This window comes from Rhodoferax sp. TH121 (assembly GCF_002251855.1).
GTDB lineage: Bacteria > Pseudomonadota > Gammaproteobacteria > Burkholderiales > Burkholderiaceae_C > Allorhodoferax.
The window spans coordinates 134646-153791 of record NZ_NOXW01000019.1 but is presented as its reverse complement, the minus strand read 5'-3'; the positions used below and the strand labels follow the sequence as shown (position 1 = coordinate 153791).

Annotated in this window: 20 protein-coding genes; 12 read left to right on the top strand and 8 right to left on the bottom strand. The window is 61.2% G+C overall.

Features of this window, described 5'->3' with window-relative positions; genetic code table 11:
* Nucleotides 1-39: 39 nt before the first annotated feature.
* The 4 genes from CHU94_RS04920 to tal form a co-directional block, all read right to left on the bottom strand.
* A complete protein-coding gene (locus CHU94_RS04920; RefSeq protein ID WP_094477367.1) occupies nucleotides 40-1011 on the bottom strand; it encodes an MBL fold metallo-hydrolase in 972 nt (323 codons plus the stop codon).
* A 115-nt stretch (nucleotides 1012-1126) separates the two neighbouring features.
* Nucleotides 1127-2368 carry a winged helix-turn-helix domain-containing protein gene (locus CHU94_RS04915; RefSeq protein WP_094477365.1) on the bottom strand — a complete coding sequence of 414 codons (1242 nt, stop codon included), beginning with the start codon at nucleotides 2366-2368 and terminating at the stop codon, nucleotides 1127-1129.
* Between the two features lie 138 nt (nucleotides 2369-2506).
* On the bottom strand, nucleotides 2507-4075 hold the full coding sequence (gene pgi / locus CHU94_RS04910; protein ID WP_094477363.1) for a glucose-6-phosphate isomerase: 1569 nt from the start codon (nucleotides 4073-4075) through the stop codon (nucleotides 2507-2509).
* A 12-nt stretch (nucleotides 4076-4087) separates the two neighbouring features.
* Nucleotides 4088-5035 carry a transaldolase gene (gene tal, locus CHU94_RS04905; protein ID WP_094477361.1) on the bottom strand — a complete coding sequence of 316 codons (948 nt, stop codon included), beginning with the start codon at nucleotides 5033-5035 and terminating at the stop codon, nucleotides 4088-4090.
* Nucleotides 5036-5177: 142 nt separating this feature from the next.
* Here tal and zwf point away from each other — a divergent pair, with 142 nt between their 5' ends.
* Both zwf and CHU94_RS04895 read left to right on the top strand, forming a co-directional pair.
* Nucleotides 5178-6644 (top strand): glucose-6-phosphate dehydrogenase, encoded by a 1467-nt coding sequence (gene zwf, locus CHU94_RS04900; RefSeq protein WP_094477359.1) that lies wholly within the window; start codon nucleotides 5178-5180, stop codon nucleotides 6642-6644.
* Nucleotides 6645-6704: 60 nt separating this feature from the next.
* On the top strand, nucleotides 6705-7553 hold the full coding sequence (locus tag CHU94_RS04895) for a MurR/RpiR family transcriptional regulator (RefSeq protein ID WP_094477357.1): 849 nt from the start codon (nucleotides 6705-6707) through the stop codon (nucleotides 7551-7553).
* A 111-nt stretch (nucleotides 7554-7664) separates the two neighbouring features.
* On the opposite strand, the gene CHU94_RS04890 is transcribed toward CHU94_RS04895, so the two are convergent.
* Together CHU94_RS04890 and CHU94_RS04885 are read right to left on the bottom strand one after the other, a co-directional pair.
* Nucleotides 7665-8765, bottom strand: coding sequence for a porin (locus CHU94_RS04890; protein ID WP_094477354.1), 1101 nt, complete (start codon nucleotides 8763-8765; stop codon nucleotides 7665-7667).
* Between the two features lie 298 nt (nucleotides 8766-9063).
* Nucleotides 9064-10071 (bottom strand): porin, encoded by a 1008-nt coding sequence (locus CHU94_RS04885; protein ID WP_094477352.1) that lies wholly within the window; start codon nucleotides 10069-10071, stop codon nucleotides 9064-9066.
* Nucleotides 10072-10313: 242 nt separating this feature from the next.
* On the opposite strand from CHU94_RS04885, the gene coq7 reads away from it, so the two are divergent.
* Nucleotides 10314-10931 (top strand): 2-polyprenyl-3-methyl-6-methoxy-1,4-benzoquinone monooxygenase, encoded by a 618-nt coding sequence (coq7, locus tag CHU94_RS04880; protein WP_094477350.1) that lies wholly within the window; start codon nucleotides 10314-10316, stop codon nucleotides 10929-10931.
* 7 nt (nucleotides 10932-10938) lie between these two features.
* Here the strand turns inward: coq7 and CHU94_RS04875 are convergent, their stop codons facing one another.
* A complete protein-coding gene (locus CHU94_RS04875; protein WP_094477348.1) occupies nucleotides 10939-11388 on the bottom strand; it encodes an OsmC family protein in 450 nt (149 codons plus the stop codon).
* A gap of 123 nt (nucleotides 11389-11511) precedes the next feature.
* On the opposite strand from CHU94_RS04875, the gene ilvA reads away from it, so the two are divergent.
* Nucleotides 11512-13134, top strand: a complete 1623-nt coding sequence (gene ilvA / locus CHU94_RS04870; protein ID WP_094477346.1) for a threonine ammonia-lyase, biosynthetic — start codon at nucleotides 11512-11514, stop codon at nucleotides 13132-13134.
* A 39-nt stretch (nucleotides 13135-13173) separates the two neighbouring features.
* Here the strand turns inward: ilvA and CHU94_RS04865 are convergent, their stop codons facing one another.
* Nucleotides 13174-13626, bottom strand: a complete 453-nt coding sequence (locus CHU94_RS04865; protein ID WP_141211383.1) for a general secretion pathway protein C — start codon at nucleotides 13624-13626, stop codon at nucleotides 13174-13176.
* A gap of 59 nt (nucleotides 13627-13685) precedes the next feature.
* Between CHU94_RS04865 and gspG the strand changes: the two genes are divergently transcribed.
* The 8 genes from gspG to gspN are packed head-to-tail and all read left to right on the top strand — an operon-like array spanning nucleotide 13686 to nucleotide 19105.
* Nucleotides 13686-14117: a type II secretion system major pseudopilin GspG gene (gene gspG / locus CHU94_RS04860; protein ID WP_094477342.1), complete on the top strand. Its 432-nt coding sequence runs from the start codon at nucleotides 13686-13688 to the stop codon at nucleotides 14115-14117.
* A 3-nt stretch (nucleotides 14118-14120) separates the two neighbouring features.
* Nucleotides 14121-14555: a prepilin-type N-terminal cleavage/methylation domain-containing protein gene (locus CHU94_RS04855; protein WP_094477340.1), complete on the top strand. Its 435-nt coding sequence runs from the start codon at nucleotides 14121-14123 to the stop codon at nucleotides 14553-14555.
* Nucleotides 14552-14917 carry a type II secretion system minor pseudopilin GspI gene (gene gspI, locus CHU94_RS04850; protein ID WP_094477338.1) on the top strand — a complete coding sequence of 122 codons (366 nt, stop codon included), beginning with the start codon at nucleotides 14552-14554 and terminating at the stop codon, nucleotides 14915-14917. Before CHU94_RS04855 ends, gspI begins: the two co-directional genes overlap by 4 nt.
* Before the next feature lie 2 nt (nucleotides 14918-14919).
* On the top strand, nucleotides 14920-15564 hold the full coding sequence (locus CHU94_RS04845) for a prepilin-type N-terminal cleavage/methylation domain-containing protein (protein WP_094477336.1): 645 nt from the start codon (nucleotides 14920-14922) through the stop codon (nucleotides 15562-15564).
* The gene (gene gspK, locus CHU94_RS04840; protein ID WP_094477334.1) at nucleotides 15561-16517 is read left to right on the top strand and encodes a type II secretion system minor pseudopilin GspK; all 957 of its coding nucleotides are present in this window, start codon (nucleotides 15561-15563) and stop codon (nucleotides 16515-16517) included. The genes CHU94_RS04845 and gspK overlap by 4 nt, the downstream gene beginning before the upstream one ends.
* Before the next feature lie 37 nt (nucleotides 16518-16554).
* Nucleotides 16555-17811: a type II secretion system protein GspL gene (gene gspL / locus CHU94_RS04835; protein WP_094477332.1), complete on the top strand. Its 1257-nt coding sequence runs from the start codon at nucleotides 16555-16557 to the stop codon at nucleotides 17809-17811.
* A gap of 14 nt (nucleotides 17812-17825) precedes the next feature.
* A complete protein-coding gene (gene gspM, locus CHU94_RS04830) occupies nucleotides 17826-18320 on the top strand; it encodes a type II secretion system protein GspM (RefSeq protein ID WP_094477330.1) in 495 nt (164 codons plus the stop codon).
* Nucleotides 18317-19105 (top strand): type II secretion system protein N, encoded by a 789-nt coding sequence (gene gspN / locus CHU94_RS04825; RefSeq protein ID WP_094477328.1) that lies wholly within the window; start codon nucleotides 18317-18319, stop codon nucleotides 19103-19105. Before gspM ends, gspN begins: the two co-directional genes overlap by 4 nt.
* The last annotated feature ends 41 nt before the right edge of the window (nucleotides 19106-19146 follow it).

Sequence of the window (19146 nt, the reverse complement as noted above, 5' to 3'; positions counted from 1 at the left end):
CATAGCGCCAGCGAGGCTCGGTTTGGGGTTGGAGGAGCGTCAGGCGACGGGCTTGAACTCAAAGCCGTTACCCAGCTTTTCCACCCGCCCAAACGCCGGGAACGGGAAGTGGAAGCCCCCAGCCATGACCTTGTCCGCCACGATCATGTCGAACACCTTGCGGCGTGCCACGCGTGCGTCTTCTGCATTCATGTCAAATTGCACAGCCCAATCCGGGTTGCGGGCGAAGAGCTGTGGAACGTTGGTGATGTCGGCCAGGTAGGCGAATTTCTCGCCCTTGCTTTCCACCATGAACAGCGTGTGGCCCGGTGTGTGGCCGTAGGCTGCGACGCTCTTGATGCCGGGAACAATCTCGGCACCGGCTTCAAATTTGACCAACTGGCTGTCATTCAAGCCACCCAGCATGCGGCGCACGGTTTGGAATGCGCCTTTCATGGCGTCAGGTGCAGCCGCCATGCGGGCATCGTCCATCCAGAAGGCGTGCTCGACCGAGGGCACCATGATTTTGGCATTCGGGTAGACCAATTGGCCCGCCTTGTTGCGCACGCCCAGGATGTGGTCGCCATGGAAGTGACTCAGGATCACGGTGTCGATGTCCTCGGCCTTGTAGCCCGCTGCATTCAGGTTCGTCAGCAGGCGCCCGGTGGTAGGGCCACCGTTGTCCGAGAAGCCGGTGTCCATCAGGACTTTGCGGTTGCCGGAAACCACCAGAAACGCGGTGTACGGCACGTCCAGGTAGTCGGTCGGCAAGTTTTGTGAGCGCAATAGTTCTTGCACTTCGCCCAATGGGGCATTGCGCACGAACTCAGCGGCCAGCGGGCGACGTGTCACGCCATCGTTCAGGGCAATGACTTCGAAATCGCCGATTTTTTGCTTGCGAAACCCCACTTGCACTACGCTAGGTGCACCAAAGTTCGGCGCCGATTGCGCCCCCAAGGGCATGAACGAACCAGCAGCATACGCAGCCAGTGCGGCTCCGCCGCCCACAAAAAAATCGCGTCGAGTCACCATGTGCAATCTCCTGAGTTTGAATAAAGACTGGATAGTCTCAAACACAACTACTTCGTGCAATGCAACCCGACAAGACCGGGACGTTGAAGGGGTTATCGCTGCCTAGTGCGGGGACTCAGCTCGCCGCCAGCCCCTTGAGGGCGTGGCGCATGGCAGTAGCCAACTTGGCCGGCTGGGTGCGAGTGATACGCACGGTGGGCGTGCCATGCCAATCCGCACTGCACTGAATGGCGGCGGCCACATCAGCCAGCTGTTCATCGCTCCAGACCAGGCCAGGCTGGACGTGGAGCGCACGCACCTCAAACACGCCCTCGGCCCGGTGCGCCTTGGCGTCCAGTCGGCCAATGAGCTCACCGCGGCACAGGATGGGCAACACAAAATAGCCGTACACGCGCTTGTCCTCTGGCGTGTAACACTCCAGCCGGTAGTCAAAGTCAAACAGCGTGGAGCCGCGCTCGCGGTCCCAAACCACGGGGTCAAACGGCGACAGCAAGGCGGTATGCGTCGCCTCCAGCTTGCCAGCCTGCGCTTTCTTGAGCAGCGCGGCGTGGCTGGCGTGCACATAGCCGGGCGCATCCCAGCCGTCTACCGCCACGCGCACCACCGCGCCCGAATCCACCAGCGCGTCCAGATCCGCATCCTTGAGGCGTGGCTTGGTGCGGAAGTAGTCGTTGACCCAGCGCGCCTGGGTAATGCCCAAGGCGGCAACGGCTTTCTCCATGAGCTGGGTATGCAGCGCAGCCTCACCGACCGACTCCACAGGCTGCAGCAACTGCGGCGCCACGCGCTCGCTGAGGTCGTAGACGCGGTGAAAATTTTCGCGCCGCGCAATCATCAGCTCACCTAACGCAAACAGCGCCTCCAGCCAGCGCTTCTCATCCTTCCAACCCCACCAGGGACCGCCCTTGCCCTCGGGCCGCTCAAAGTCGGAAGATTTGACGGCGCCGTTGGCACGGACGTGGTCCAGCAGCTTATCCAGATGCGGGCGCTGCGTCACAGCCAGTTTGCGGGCATTGCCCACACCCCAGTGCTGGCGGGCGTGGCGGTTGTAAGCGCGATGGATATGCAGATCGTCCATGGGCGCAAAGCAAGCCTCGTGCGCCCAGGTTTCAAACACTTTGGCCGAAGCCAGCGTGTCTTCCAGCCATTCGCGCGGATAGTCGCCCAAACGGGAATGCAAGACAAGGTAGGGGCTGCGCGACACCACGTGGATGGTGTCGATCTGCAACAGCGCCATGCGCTGGATACAGGCTGCCACATCGGCACGCTTGGCGGCGCGTGTGGGGGGCTGTAGCAAGCCCTGGGCTGCGAGATGCAGATTGCGGGCTTGTGCCAGAGAAATCGGTTGCTTGCTCATAACGCTACGCCAACCAGCCCCCGCAGCATGCCGGGGTGCAGTGGCGGGCAATTTGTGCGCGTTTGGCACCATGCGCCCGCCGCTGTGCCCCGGTGTGCTGCGCGAGCACCATGGATCGCAGGCACAGTACCCAGCAAATCAGGCCTGCAAACGCGCCAACAGCCCGGCCGTGGAGCCATCCAAGCCCGACACATCGCCAGAAGCGAGACGCGGCTCAATCTCCTTGGCCAGCACCTTGCCCAGCTCCACACCCCATTGGTCAAAGCTGTTGATGCCCCAAAGACTGCCACTCACAAACACACGGTGCTCCTGCAGCGCAATCAGCGCCCCCAAAGAAGCAGGTGTCAGGTCGTCCAGCAACAGGAAGGTGCTGGGACGGTTACCGGTGAAATGCTTGTGGCCACCCGCGTCGCTCTTGCCTTGCAACAGGGCCTGGGCTTGCGCCAGCACATTGGCCAACAGCAAGGGCTGGTGGCCCTTCAGATCATGGCGCGCCTTCTTCACCGCGATGAACTCCATGGGCACCACGTCGGTCCCTTGGTGCAGCATCTGGAAGTAGGCGTGCTGCCCGTTGGTACCCGGCTCACCCCACAGCACGGGCGAAGTGCCAAAGGGCAGCGCTTCACCCGAAGCGTCCACGCGCTTGCCATTGCTTTCCATTTCCAGCTGCTGCAGATAGGCAGGCACACGGCGCAAGGCACTGTGGTACGGCGCAATGCTACGGCTGGTAAAGCCGTGGAAGTTGCGGTACCACACGTCCAGCAGGCCCAGACGCACGGGCAAGTTGCTTTCCAGCGGCGCAGTGCGGAAGTGCTCGTCCATGGCATGCGCACCGGCCAAGAATTCGCGGAAGCCCTCAGCACCAATGGCAATGGCAATCGGCAGGCCGATGGCCGACCACATGGAGTAGCGGCCGCCCACCCAGTCCCAGAAACCAAAGGTAGTGGTGATGCCAAAAGCATTCGCCGCCGGCACATTGGTGGTCAACGCGGCAAAGTGGCGCGCAATGTCAGTGCCGCCCTGTGCCTCGAACCAAGCCTTGGCCGAGGCGGCGTTGGTCATGGTTTCGATGGTGGTGAAGGTCTTGCTGGCGATCAGGAAGACCGTGCTCTCGGCCTTCAAGTGCGGCAACTTGGCAGCCAGTTCGTGGCCGTCCACATTGCTCACAAAGTGCAAGCGCTTGCCGCTGGTAGCAAAGGCGTCCAGCGCCAGCACCGCCATCTGCGGCCCCAGGTCGGAGCCACCGATACCGATGTTCACCACGTCGGTGATGGCCGCGTCGGCCCGCACCTTCTCGGCGTAGGCCAACATGGCGTCCAGTGTGGCGTGCACCTTGGCCTGCTCACTCGCTACAAAATCCGTAGCTGCTCCCGCATATTTCACGAGGGCTGCAGGCGGATTGCGCAACAAGACGTGCCAAACTTCACGCTGCTCGGTGTTGTTGATCTTCTGGCCAGCGAACATGGCGTCGCGGTGCTCCAGCAATCCGCTTTGGCGTGCCAGATCAAACAGGAGAGCCTCGGTCGCCGCGTCGATGCGGTTCTTCGACAGGTCGGCAAACACATAGGGCGCCTCTTGGCTGAAACGGCCAAAGCGCTGGGCGTCGGTCTTGAAGGCCTCGCGTACATCCAGCGTTTTGCCGGACGCGTCATACGCAGCTTGCAGGGCGCCCCAAGCGGGCGTACGGTCGCAACGGGTACGTGCCATATCGCCCGCCCCTTACGCTGCCAGCAGCAGTTGTTCCAACTTCACAGCGTCCACGCAGAAGGCGCGAATGCCTTCGGCCAGCTTTTCGGTGGCCATGGCGTCGTTGTTCAGTGCGAGGCGGAAGCTGGCTTCGTCATAGCTCACATGCTCGATGGCGGCCAATTTGGCTGCTTCGGCGTTCAGCGCGGGCGTCAGCGGCGCATCGGTGGCAGCCAGGCTAGCCAGCAGGTCAGGGCTGATGGTCAACAGGTCGCAACCTGCCAGGGCCGTGATCTGGCCCACGTTGCGGAAACTCGCGCCCATCACCTCGGTTTGGATGCCGAACTTCTTGTAGTAGTTGTAAATCTGTGCCACGGACTTCACACCAGGGTCGTTGGCCAACGCGTTGTCGGCTTCCACCCAAGTGGCACCGGCGTTCTTCTTGTACCAGTCGTAAATTCGGCCAACAAAGGGCGAAATCAGCTGCACCTTGGCCTGACCGCAAGCCACGGCCTGGCAGAACGCGAACAGCAAGGTCAGGTTGGTGCGGATGCCCTTGCGCTCCAGCTGCTCGGCGGCCTTGATGCCTTCCCAGGTGGAGGCGACCTTGATCAGCACGCGGTCGGAGTGGATACCTTGGGCTTGGTACAGCTCGATCAGGCGTTCACCGCGCGCAACGGTGGCGGCCGTGTCAAAGCTCAAACGCGCATCTACTTCGGTAGACACACGGCCAGGGATGATGGACAGAATTTCACAACCAAAACGCACCAGCAGGCGATCCACGATCTCGTCCATGGGGCGACCACGGAACTGGTTTACCGTGTCTTTCACCAGGGGCGCGTAATCAGCCTTTTGCACCGCCTTCAGGATCAGCGAAGGGTTGGTGGTCGCATCTTGGGGCTTGAAGGCATCGAGCTGTTTGAAGTCGCCGGTGTCGGCCACCACGGTGGTGAATTGTTTGAGTGCGTCGAGTTGGTTCATGGAGGGCGCGGGCCAAAGGCCAAGGTTGAAGACTAGGGGAAAACACGCAAAGACTTGCGCTGCGTCCCCTTGAATTATCAATGAAACAAAGTTACATTACAACGTCATCTTTCATGTAACTCTTAAACGTACCACCTGTCTTATGAGCTTTGATCTAGTCATGTTTGGCGGCACCGGCGATTTGGCCTGGCGCAAGTTAATGCCCGCTTTGTTCCAGGCATTTCGCCATGGCTCCCTGCCAGAAGGCGGACGCATCATCGGCGTCGGCCGTGACAATCTGAGCCACGAGCAGTACCGTGCCTTGATCCAGTCCCGTTTCGAGAAGGTGGAACTGGCCAAACGCCCCAGCGCCGAGGAGTTTGCACGCTTCGCCGCCATCCTCGAATTCCAGCGCATGGACCTGTCCAAGCCGGACGATTACGCCGCATTGGCCGAGACCCTGAATGCGCGCAATGCCGATAGCGTCGTGATTTACGTGGCCACTGCACCCAGCTTGTTCACCAACGTCTGCGAGCAGCTCGCCGCTGCCGGCTTGAATACGCCGAAGACGCGCGTGGTGCTGGAGAAGCCTCTGGGCCACGACCTGGCATCCAACCGCGCCATCAACCAGACGGTGCGCCGCTTCTTTGCGGAAGAGCAGGTTTACCGCATCGACCACTACCTGGGCAAACCTTCAGTACAGAACCTGTTTGCCATGCGCTTCGGCAATGCCCTGTTCGAACCCCTGTGGCGCCGCGAGCACATCGCCAATATCCAGATCACGATTGCCGAAGACCTGGGCGTGGAGAGCCGCGGTGCGTTCTACGAGACCACCGGCGCGCTGCGCGACATGGTGCAGAACCACGCGCTGCAACTCCTGTGCGCGATTGCGATGGAGCCCCCGATCAACTCGCACGCCGACGCCATCCGCGACGAAAAGCTCAAGGTGCTGCGCTCGCTCAAGCCCTGGACGCAGGAAACGCTCAAACAAGACGTGGTGCGCGGCCAGTATTCGGCTGGCACCAGCGGCGGCAACAAGGTCCCCGGATACCGCGAAGAAACCGGGGTTGACCCCAAGAGCAACACCGAAACCTTTGTGGCCCTGCGTACTGAAATTGCCAACTGGCGCTGGGCCGGTGTGCCTTTCTACATCCGCACTGGCAAGCGTCTGTCTGGCCGCGATGCGCGCATTGAAATTAACTTCCGGCCCACACCCCACGCCATTTACAACTCGAACGTAGGCGTGGGCAACCGCTTGGTCATCAACTTGCAGCCTAAGGATGGCCTGGAACTGCACTTGTTGGCGCAGGGGCAGGACAACCGCCAATCGCGTGCTGCTGCGTCGCAAACGCTGGCCCCCGTGCAACTGGATCTGGACTTCGACAAGCGCTTTGGCTCCGAGCGCGTGGGTGCCTACGAGCGCCTGCTTTTGGATGTGATCGACGGCCGCCTGAACCTCTTCGTGCGCAGCGATGAGCAGGAAGAAGCTTGGCGCTGGGTCGAACCCATGCTGGAGCACTGGGCTGCCGACTCCACTGGCCCCCGCCTCTACGCAGCAGGCACCTGGGGCCCCAGTGCGTCGAGCGCCATGATTGCGCGCGACGGCTTCTGCTGGTCAGAAGAGTCTTGATGTGCTGATGACGCAGAGGCTGTCCACGGGCAGCCTCTGCGTCCATTTGGAAAACTGAACATGCTGGACCGAATCAAAGCCTCCCTGCCCTCCCTGGCCCCCGCCGAACAACGGGTGGGCAAGCTCTGCCTGGCCGACCCACGCGCCTTTGCCAAGTTGCCCGTCAGTGAGCTGGCCGACCGCGCCCACGTGAGCAAGCCCACGGTGGTGCGCTTTTGCCGCAGTGTCGGTTACGACGGCCTTTCGGATTTCAAACTCAAACTGGCAGGCACCGTCAACGAAGGTGTGCCCTTCATCCACCGCAGCGTCGATGCTGACGACAAGGTCGGCGATGTCATGGTCAAGGTGATCGACAACACCGTAGCAGCCTTTCTCAAGTACCGCAACGACGCCTCCACCATGGCTATCGACAAAGCCGTCGGGGCACTGGTGGACGCCTACAGTGCGGGTCGCCAGATACAGTTCTTCGGTGTGGGTAATTCCGGCATCGTGGCGCAAGACGCGCAGCACAAGTTTTTCCGCTTAGGCATCAACACCACGGCCTACAGCGATGGCCACATGCAAGTCATGAGTGCCTCCATCCTAGGTCCCGGCGATTGCGTGGTCGTCATCAGCAACTCCGGACGCACCCGCGACCTCATGGACGCCTGCGACATCGCCCGCAAGAACGGCGCTACCACCATCGTCATCACCGCCAGCGGCTCGCCCTTGGCCAGCGCGGGTCACATTCACCTTAGCGCCGATCACCCCGAGGGCTTTGATCGCTACAGTCCTATGGTTTCCCGTCTGCTGCACCTGATGATCATCGACATCCTCGCCACCTGCGTGGCCCTGCGCATTGGAAGTGGCACACTGCAGCCGCTGCTACGAGAAATGAAGCACAACTTGCGGAATAAGCGCTACGCCTAACTTGCCAAGCATCTCGGTTGCCGCCTAATCTGCACCAAACAAAAAGCCCGCTGTAGCACTACAGCGGGCTTTTTAATCTAAACCAACAACTGGCTTACGCCAGTCCGGGAATTAGAAAGAGTGGGAAACCAACAGATTGGTTTCGCTGCTGCGGTCCTTGCCAGCTGCAGACAGCCAATTTGCGTATGTCGCAATCAGGCTAGTACGTTTGCTGAGTGCATACGATGCAGACAAACCGTAACCGTTGCGAGTCTGGTCCAACTGACCAGCCACAAACGGAACGTTACCCACACCTGTCACTGGGATAGTTTGTGCAATCGTGCCAGCAGACGTTTCTTGAGCAAAGTTAGCCCCCAGGGTCAATGCACCAACTGGAACAGATACAGCGATCATGGTGTCAGTCAGTGTCGAACCACCAGTGGTGGTCAACACAGAGAAGCCGCCACCCAACTTAGCAACACCGAAATCATAGGACGCAGCAGAACGGATAACATCTTTGTAAGAGGTATTGACATTGTCAGTACGACCGTCATACACGAGGTAGTTGACGTTAGCAATTAATGCGCCCCCAACGTAGGTGGCAGACAAACTGTTCAAACGTTGACCTGTGGTGCTGGCCGCACCAGCACCACCAGCACCCAAGCCCATGCCAACACCGGATGTGCTACCGCCCGAAGCGGAGGCCTGCTCAAGATGAGCGATACCCAAGAATACTGGACCGACCTTGGTATCAAAACCAACACCATCCTTCAATCCACGTGCAGGAAACACCTTGTTGTCCATCCCCACACCACCCACGCCAGAGATACCACCAGACAGGTAGTCAACAGGCTTGTAGGTTTGCAGCGTAATGCGGCCGACAGTGGTGGTCAGCTTCAAAGAAGAATCGCCACCAGAAACGCCACCACGGCTCAGACCGTCGATACTCATTTCAGCGGCGACATTCATACCACCACCCAGATCTTCTTTGGCGGTGAAAGTGATTAGCGATGTATCAATACCCAAACCTGACGCGTCTCCCACAGGATTGCCACCACTGCCGCCAGCCAGCGCTTCTGTAACAGCTTGGGTAATTTGTTGAGTGTTTGTACCTTGGCGAGGAGCATTGGTACTCGCTTTGTAGCCCGCTGTGTAGTTACCAGTGATGGTGACTTGCGCAAAGGAGGCGCCAGAGGCAGCCAAAACTGCCAATGCGATCAAAGATTTTTTCATGTGGTGTCTCTTCAGTTTGAGTTAGATGGTAAGCAGGCCAAGGTTTTACAAACCCAACCTGCAACTCCTACTTCTTAATTCAGAAGTAGCTCATATTGAAACAAAAATTCACATTCGCGTCATGTAATACAGCGGACAAAAAGTAGACGACCGTGCCAAAAAGTGTGTTTTGTTGTATTAGCACCAACGCGTCATTTTTTTTCACATTATGAACAATGGGCACACAACAAAAAACCCGCTGCATTTCTGCAGCGGGTTTGGGATTTCATCATTCAAGCTGGCTCACGCCAGCGAGAAATTAGAAGGAGTGGGAAACCAACAGGTTGGTTTCGGTAGTTGCTGCATTTGCACCAACCACGCCATCCCAACGAGCGTAGGAAGCCACCAAAGAAGTACGCTTGGACAAAGCGTACTCAGCCTTCAGGCCGTAACCAGTGCGTGTACCGTTGTCAGTAGCAGTATTGCGATCGGATTGAACGCGGCTACCCCAGTCAGCACCCAGAGTCAAAGCACCCAAGGGAACGCCAACAGCCAAGAAGGAGTCGTTACGTGTGCCCTTAGCAAACTGTGTGGAGCGGAAACCAGCGCCCAGCTTGGCAACACCAAAGTCGTAAGCACCGCGGATGCTTGCACGGTTTTTAGCGTTGTCAGGAGAGATCGTTTCGTTACCAGCTTGGTCCCAAACAGTGTAGTTACCATTCACAGCCAAAGGACCAGCAGCGTAGCCCAAAGTCAGGCCAGTCGAACGCTGGTAAGTTTGTCCAGCAGGAACGCCAGCAGCACCAACGCCCAAGCCGATGGGGGATGCGTTTTCACCACCTTGGGTGATAGCGCTTTCGGAGTGGCTCAGACCGAATGAAAAACCGCCAAAGCTGGGCGATGTGTAAGCGATAGAGTCGCCAGCGGTCAAAGCGGAGAACACTTTGCCGTCCAGGCCAACGCCGCCCACGCCAGCGGTGCCGCCGGACAGGTAGTCAGAGCCACGGCCGTTGTCCAAAGAGATCTTGCCGAAGCCACCGGAGATGTACATGCCGGAATCGCCACCGGAAACGCCACCGCGTGTCAGGCCGTCAATTTTCATGGAAGCGCCAGCTTCCATACCGCCGCCCAAGTCTTCCTTGGCAGAGAAAGTCACCAAAGAGGTGTCGTTACCCAAGCCGGACTTGTCGGTACCAGCGGAAGTAGTCGTTGCGTCAACACCAGAGGAAGCGCGGTAGCCAGCTGTGTAGTTACCAGTGATAGTCGCTTGAGCGAAAGAAGCGCCGGAGGCAGCCAGAACGGCCAGGGCGATGAGGGTCTTTTTCATTGAGAAATACTCCAAGGTTAAACATAGAGCTCCGGACCGATTGTTCGGAACTCCGGGCCAACCTCCTATTCAGGAAGTTGGATGTATTGCACCAGACGGGGGGGCGTTTGGCAAAGAAAACAGGCAAAAGATTAGGGTTCTCACGGGTTATCGTTGTTGGGTTGCAACAATTTGTTTGACTGTCATCAAACTCACCTTAACGTCAGCCCCGCTAGACTCTGCCCACACTGGAAAGACCTCTCATGGATGCACTCTTTACTGCAGCAGATACCGCATTGCGCACGCTATTCGCTCAGCCACACGCCGCCCAGCCCTGCCCTACCGTCGCGGAGCACGCCACACAGCTCACCGAGGCCGAAAAACGCAAGGCGGCAGGCCTGATGCGGGTGAACCATGTAGGCGAAGTTTGTGCGCAGGCCCTCTACACCGCGCAGGCCTTGGCCACACCGAACGAGGCGCTGCGCACGCACTTCACCACCGCTTGCATAGAAGAAACAGACCACTTGGCTTGGACAGCGCAGCGGCTTAGCGAACTGGGCTCGCGCCCCTCTTTGCTGAACCCCTTGTGGTACGCCGGGGCCTTTGGCTTGGGTTTGTTGGCGGGCCGCATGGGCGACGCTATCAGCCTTGGCTTTGTGGTGGAAACCGAAAAACAGGTGGGAGCGCACCTGCAAAGCCACTTGGAATTGCTGCCCGAAGGCGACCACGCCTCGCGCGCCATCGTGGCGCAAATGCACGATGACGAACTGCGCCACGCCCAAGACGCACAAACCGCAGGTGCAGTAGAGCTGCCACAACCCGTCAAGGAATTGATGCGCGCCGCCGCCAAGGTGATGACGACAGTGGCGGAGCGGATTTAAGGCCTGCTCAGGCCTCGATCAGGTCAAACCCGGTCGTAATTTCAGCGGTCTTGCCCAGCATGATGCTGGCAGAGCAGTATTTCTCGTGGCTCATGGCAATGGCGCGCTCTACGGCGCTGGCAGGAATGCCCTTGCCAGTGACGGTGAACTGCATGTGGATTTTGGTGAAAACCTTGGGATCCACTTCCGCGCGTTCCGCCGAGAGCTTGACCGTGCAGCCCTGCACGTCGTGGCGGCCACGCTTCAAAATCAAGACCACGTCATACGCCGTGCAACCCCCAGTGCCAGCCAGCACGGTTTCCAGCGGGCGAGGTGCCAGGTTTTGGCCGCCGTTTTCGGGTTTGGCGGTGTCAGGGGCGCCATCCATCATCAAGGTGTGACCGCTGCCGGTTTCGGCCACAAAGCCCATGCCAGAGCGGGTGTTCAAGCCGCCGGTCCAGCTCACTGTGCATTCCATGGTGTTCGTCCTTCAATAAATTACCCCGCGCGGGGCCAAAAACGCTCGCTACAATACAACCAATCAGCTCCGCGCGGAGCAATTAGACCGCATTATCGCCCTTTCAACCCGGAGTGTAGCCCCGTGAGTTCTCCCCAACAGCCCCAAGCTCCCAAGCTCACCCCTGCGGATTACCTGAAGAAAATTCTGAGCGCACGCGTTTACGACGTGGCCAACGAAACCGCGCTGGAGCCCGCCCGAGCACTGAGCCGCCGCCTGCACAACACCGTGCTCTTCAAACGCGAGGACCAGCAGCCTGTACGCAGCTTCAAGCTGCGTGGCGCCTACAACAAGATGGCACAGCTACCGCCCGAGCAGATTGCCAAGGGCGTGATCTGCGCCTCGGCCGGCAACCACGCCCAGGGTGTGGCTCTGTCAGCCAACCGCATGGGCATCCGCGCCGTTATCGTGATGCCCACCACCACGCCCCAGCTCAAAGTGGACGCCGTGCGTGGCTTTGGTGGCGAAGTAGTGCTGTTTGGCGAAAGTTATTCCGACGCATACGGCCACGCCGTGGCATTGCAAAAGCAGGAGGGCCTGACTTTTGTTCACCCCTTTGACGACCCGGACGTGATTGCCGGCCAGGGGACTGTTGCCATGGAAATCATGCGCCAGGTGCAAACCTTGGGCGCCGACAAAGCAGCCAAGTCGGGCCACAAGACCGGCAACAAATCCGGCCCCGGCATCGACGCGGTGTTTGTGGCGATTGGTGGCGGTGGCCTCATCTCGGGCGTGGCCAACTACATCAAGGCGGTGGCGCCCGGTGTTAAGGTCATTGGCGTGCAGATGAACGACTCCGACGCCATGATCCAGTCGGTGAGTGCGCACGAACGTGTGACGCTAGCCGACGTAGGCCTGTTCTCCGACGGCACAGCCGTGAAGCTGGTGGGCGAAGAAACCTTCCGCATTGCCAGCGACCTGGTGGACGACTACGTGACGGTGGACACCGACGCCGTGTGCGCGGCCATCAAGGACATCTTTGTGGACACGCGCTCCATCGTGGAGCCCGCGGGTGCGCTGGCCGTGGCCGCCATCAAGCAGTACGTGGCCACGCACAAGACCAAGGGCGAGACCTACGCGGCAATCCTCTGTGGGGCCAACATGAACTTCGACCGCCTGCGCTTTGTAGCCGAGCGGGCCGAAGTGGGCGAGGAGCGCGAGGCGCTGTTTGCGGTGACGATTCCCGAAGAGCGCGGCAGTTTCAAACGTTTTTGCGAACTGATCGGAGAACTACCCGGCGGCACGCGCAACGTGACGGAGTTCAACTACCGCATCAGCGACGCAGCCAAAGCCCATGTTTTTGTGGGCCTCAGCACGCAGGGCAAGGGCGAATCAGCCAAAGTGGCCAAGAACTTCGAGAAGAACGGCTTCCAGACCCTGGACCTGACGCACGACGAGTTGGCCAAGGAGCACATCCGACACATGGTGGGCGGCATCTCCAGCCTGGCGCAGGACGAGCGCCTGCTGCGCTTTGTGTTCCCCGAGCGGCCTGGCGCGCTGATGAAGTTCTTGAGCCTGATGCGCCCGGGCTGGAACATCAGCCTGTTCCACTACCGCAACCAAGGCGCGGACTACGGCCGCATCCTGGTGGGCCTGCAAGTGCCCGCAGCGGACAACGAGGCGTTTGCACAATTTCTGGAAACGCTGGGCTATCCCTACGTGGAAGAAACCGACAACCCGGTGTACCGGATGTTTCTACAAAAATGATAGCTGCCCGCGCTTATTCCACGAGGGCTTGAGACCGATTTAACCTTTAATTCGGGGCGGAAGCTCCAGCCGCATGGGTGCATCTCCGTCCCGCTCCAGGGTGGCGCTACGGCCCTGTACCTGGCGCAGGACCCACCCCTCGCCCACACTGGCGCCCACGGCCACCGGTTTGGCGGGTTTGCCATCCAAACCAATAAGAGCAACCCCGCTACCGCCCTGGTCCACCACGCCTAACAGTGCGAAACGGGCAGAAGCGCCGGCAGGTGCCGCAGCGGCCAATGGGGCATCCGCAGGAACTGCCGAGCCGCCCAAGGCGCGTGCCACCAGCGCGGTGTCAGGCGCAAGCACCGGGACCTGCACCGCAGCGACAGCGTTACCCGTGCTCGGTGCTGGCACTTTAAGCCCCCAATAGACCAACCCTGCCGCCGCCAAGCCCGCCAATAGCGAGGCCGCCAGCCGGGGAGCCCATCGTGAAATAGTGGAAGAAGCCATGCCGCGCATTATCATGTACCCACTGTCCGGCCCTGTCACGCCCTACGGAAGCACCCACCATGCAAGCCACCGCCCGATTTTTTCCCAAGCCACGGGGTTTCACCCTGATTGAACTGATGGTGGTGCTCGTCATCATCGGGGTACTGGCCGCACTGATTGTGCCCAATGTGCTGGACCGGGCTGATGATGCCCGCGTGTCGGCAGCGAAAACAGACATTGCCAATTTGCACCAGGCGCTCAAACTCTACAAACTCGACAACCAACGCTACCCCAGCCAAGAACAGGGCCTGCAGGCGCTGGTACTCAAGCCAACGAACGGTGTGGTTCCGGCCAACTGGCGACCCTATGTGGACAAACTTCCCAACGACCCCTGGGGCCGTGCCTACCTCTACATGAACCCCGGCTTGCATGGTGAAGTGGACGTGTTGAGCTTTGGTGCCGATGGCCAATCGGGAGGAGATGGCAAGAATGCTGACATCGGCAACTGGTAAGACGTGACGCCACGCGCATCCCGAGGCTTCACCCTGCTGGAACTGCTGTTGGTGGTGGCCATCGTGGCGATGGCATCGGCCGGGGTCGCATTTGCCTTGCGGGACGCCGGCCAATCCCGTCTGGACCGCGAGGCTCAGCGGCTCGCGGCCCTGCTGGAAGGGGCCCGTGCGCAGTCCCGTAGCCGGGGCGTTATGGTGCGCTGGCGCAGCACCTCCCAAGGTTTTGCCTTCGACGGCCTGCCAAGCGACTCCGCATTGCCCACAACATGGGACGACCTTGAAACTGCGGCCTACAGTGCAAGCCCTGTGGTGCTCGGCCCGGAGCCAATCATCGGCGCACAATACATCCGCCTCTGGCAACAAAGCGCACCCGAGCGCAGCCTGTGGGTCAGCACCGATGGGCTCCGGCCATTTACCGTGCAGAACACCGAACCATGACACGCCGCACGCGCCCACAGGGGTTCACCCTGATTGAAGTGCTGGTGGCACTGGCCATTGTGGCCACCACCCTGCTGGCGGGCCTGCAAGCCACCGGCGCCCTCACCCGCAATGCTCAACGTCAGACTGACCGGGTGCTGGCCCAGCTATGCGCTGAGAACGCACTCGCCCAGGTGCGCCTGAGCCAGCAACTGCCCGACGTGGGGGACAGCACCCGCCCCTGTGCGCAAGCCGGCCGCGTGCTGCAACTGCGCCTGCTGGTGCAACCCACCCCCAACCCCAACTTTCGCCGCGTCGAGGCACGCCTGTCCGTCGACGACACCCCGGTGCTGCAACTCACCACCATCGTGGGACGCATCTGAGCATGCAGCGCGGCTTCACCCTCATTGAGTTGCTGGTGGCGCTGGCTATCATGGCCTTGATGGCGACGCTGGGCTGGCGCGTGTTGGCCAGCATGCAAACCGCGGTGGAGATCAACCACCAACATGCCGACCAAGTGCTGACGCTGGACGCCAGCTTGGCCCAATGGGGCATGGATCTGGATGCCTTGGTAGAGCTGCCACTCACACGCACGCTGGAGTGGGATGGCCGGGCCCTGTACCTGACACGCCGCAGCGCAAGCACGGGCAGCGATGGGGCCATCGTGGTCGCTTGGACGCGCGCCAGCCGCAATGGCCAGTTCCAATGGCTGCGGTGGCAGTCGCTGCCCTTCACCAGCCGCGAGGGCTGGCAAACCGCCTGGAATGAGGCCCACGCCTGGGCCCAGAACAGCCAGGACAGCATCGACAGGCGCGAAGTCCGCGTGACACCTTTGGCCGAATGGCAGGTGTTTTTCTACCGCACCGGTGCCTGGGGCAACCCCCTATCAAGCACCGGTGCAGACCCAGCAGTCAACAACAGCCTGCCCGACGGCATCCGGCTCGTCCTCACCTTGCCACAGAGCCACCCCTTGATGGGACCTTTGGTACGGGACTGGGCACGGACCAATAGCGCGGGGGCCTTGCAATGAAGCAGGCTCAACGTGGCGCCGCCATCCTGACCGCGTTGCTTTTGGTCACCTTGGTCGCCACGCTGAGTGCGTCCGCACTTTGGCAACAGTGGCGTGCACTGGAGGTAGAGACCGCCGAGCGGACCAAAGCCCAATCGCGCTGGTTGCTGCAAGGTGCGTTGGATTGGGCCCGGCTCATATTGCGTGAAGACGCACGCAACGCCGTGCCCGACCACTTGGGCGAGCCCTGGGCGGTCGTCTTGCAAGAGGCTCAACTATCCAGCTTTTTGGCAGGCAGTAGCTCCACCACAGATCTGGGTGAGGACCTCAAAGCCGCTTACCTCTCCGGCCAGATTACCGATTTGCAGGCCCGGCTCAATCTGCTCAACCTGGTGCAAGAAGGTCAAATCCACCAGCCGAGCCTGCGAGCGTTCAGCCGCCTGTTTGAAGCCCTGCAACTGCCGCCCGCCGAACTCGCTTTTTTGGCTGCGCAATTGCAGCGGACACTGCAGGCTGCGGACGCTGAGCGCAGCACAGAAGGCGCTCACCCGTTGCTGCCCCGCAACATTGAGCAGCTGGCGTGGCTCGGCCTCACGCCCACCACCCTGGCCGCACTGCAAGCCCATGCCGTGGTGCTGCCAGAGCGCACGCCCGTCAACCTCAATACCGCCTCGGCACTGGTGCTCCACGCCAGCTTGCCTGGGCTGGACTTGGCCGCGGCCGAGCGCATGGTGCAGGCCCGCAAGCAAAACCACTTTCGTACCCTGTCGGATGCCGTGCAAGCCTCGGGCGTACCGGACCTCGCCGTCAACGGAAACCAACACAGTGTGGGGACACGCTATTTCGAGGTGCGCGTTCGCCTGCGCCTGGGTAGCACCGTGAGCCAAGAGCGCAGCATGCTGCACCGTGAAGGCCTTCAGGTGAAGACTTTGGCCACGCTACGTGAAACACCGGCACTGGCGTCCGTACAATGAAAGCCCCACTCTGGCCCTCGAGCCCGTTCAGACACCCATGATCCACCAGGCTATTTTGCTGCCCCTGCTGCCTGCACCGCCGGCCGGTGTGAGCGTGCACCTGGAGGGCATGTGGGAGAGCGTACGTAGCCATGACGGCCACAATGTGACCGAGCATTTGATATTGCCTGAACTTCCTCAGCGCGTAGGCAAACAAGCCACCGTGGCGATTGTGCCGACCCAGGCTTTGTCGTGGCACCGGGTCACACTGCCCGCTGGCACGCTGCGCCCGGGTTGGCGCGGAGGCAGTGCAGCACGCCTGCGTACTGTGCTTGAAGGCCTGCTGGAAGACCAATTGTTGGAAGAGCCCGCCAATTTGCACTTTGCCCTGGCCCCTGGGGCCACCCAGCAGGGCACGGTGTGGGTGGCCGTATGTCAGCGACAGTGGTTGCAGAATGCATTGGCTGCCATTGCCTACGCTGGCCACACCCCCGAGGCGGTCGTCCCTGAGTGGGTCCCTGGCAACGGTCCTACCAATGCCCTTTGGTGTACCGGAGGCGGACACGATGCGCAGTGGGTCTGGACGGATGCCCAAGGCGTGCACCGGCGCCCGTGGCCATCCCCGGTCGCACCACACCTGCCTCCCGATGCCCTGCAAGGCACGGTGTGGGCCGAGCCCGGCGTGGCCGCTCTCGCCGAAACCGCCCTGCAACGCGATGTGGAGGTGATGTCCCGCGCACAGCGCTTGCTCAACTGCACCCATACCGACTGGAATCTGGCACAGGGCGAGCTGGCGCCCACCCATGCTGGGTGGGGTCGCATCCGCCAAGCCCTGCAAACCATGTGGCAAGCCCCCGATTGGCGCCCGGCACGCTTGGCTGCGTTGGTGCTGGTGTTCACCCAACTGGTGGGCCTGCAGGCCTACGCTTGGTGGGCGGAGCACACCCTCACGCAGGGCCGCAGCACCCTGCATAGTCTGCTGCAAACGACCTTCCCTGCCACCACAGTGGTTGTGGATGCCCCCCTGCAAATGGAACGCGCCGTAGCGGCGCTGCGCCAGTCCAGTGGCAGCGCGGCCAAAGGCGATCTGGAAAGCATGCTGGCCGCGCTGGGCGGATCAGAGAACTTTGAACCTCTCATGCACACCGGCTCTGCGCAAGCAGCGATGGAATTTTCAGCCGGTGAGTTGCGCGTCAGCGGTTTGCCGCTGAGCCCCGAACCCGTGGACGCACTGCGCCGCCAGCTCGCCGACCTGGGCTACGCCCTGCAAGCCGACGGCAACAGCCTGCGCATTCGTGCAAACACCGCCCCCTGAGCCAGCAAACGACCATGGCACGCCCAACGTCCGCTCCCCCCAAGGCCTTGCAGGCTTGGTGGCAACAACGCCCGCCACGCGAGCAAGCCCTGCTGCTGGCCGCCGCCTGGCTAGTCGGCCTGACGCTGCTGTGGAGCTTGCTGCTGGGCCCCGCATGGCGGAGTTTGCGCACCTTTGACAGCCGGCACCTCGCTCTGGAGCAACAACACCAACGCATGTTGCAACTGCAGGCCCAAGCTAAAAGCCTGCAGGCCATGCCCGCGCTGGAGCCCGCCGCAGCCCAACAGGCCTTGCAGGCCAGTGTGAGGACCAGTTTGGGGCCCCAAGCCAGCATGCAGGTGCAGGGCAATATCGCCACCGTGACGCTGCAAGGCGTGCGCCCAGAGGCGCTGGCACAGTGGCTGGCACGCACCCGCAGCACCGCACGGCTGGCCCCTTTTGAAGCCAAGCTGCAACGTGGGCCGCAGGGCTGGAGTGGCAGCCTGCGTATCCGTCTGGGGCCCGCATGAAACGCAGTGCACCACCATGGATCTGGGCCTGGCTAGGGGCCGTGGCCGGGTTGCTGCTGGCAATCACTGTGGTGGCGCCGGCACATTGGTTGGCCTACGGCATTGGCCAACTAACGGCTCAGCGACTACAACTCCAATCGGCCCAAGGCACGGTGTGGAACGGACGTGCCCAGCTCACCCTGGGCAGCGAAGACTCCCTGGCTCCGCGCACCGCACTGCCGGGCGAGTTGGCGTGGCAACTACAGCCCCACTGGCAAGGCTTGCGGGTGCGGCTGAGTGCCGCCTGCTGCCTGGACGGCACGTGGACCTGGGACCTGCAGCCACGCTGGCTGGGGCTGCAGGTGTTGCCCGAGGACCGTGACGCCCGGCAACCGCTGCGATTGCCAAGTGCCTTGTTGGTCGGCTTGGGAACCCCCTGGAACACGCTGCAACTGGAAGGCACGCTAGCGCTATCCACACAATCCCTGGTACTGGACCTGGGACAAGACCACCCCCGACTACAAGGCCAGCTGCAGCTCCAAGCCCTGGCCATGTCCACGGCGCTGTCCCCCTTGCGGCCCGTCGGTAGCTATGCCCTCACCCTGGAAGGTGGCCTGGCGCCTACACTGGCGCTGCGCACGCTGGAAGGGGGGCTGCAGTTGCAAGGCAAGGGGCAATGGCGCCAAGGAAAACTGCAATTCACCGGTGACGCCCAGGCTGCACCTGGCCAGGAAGAGGCATTGGCCAATTTGCTCAATATCATTGGACGGCGCAGCGGCGCACGCTCCATACTCCAAGTGGGTTAACTGCATGCCACACTATTTATCAACATCTCGTCCCCGATGGC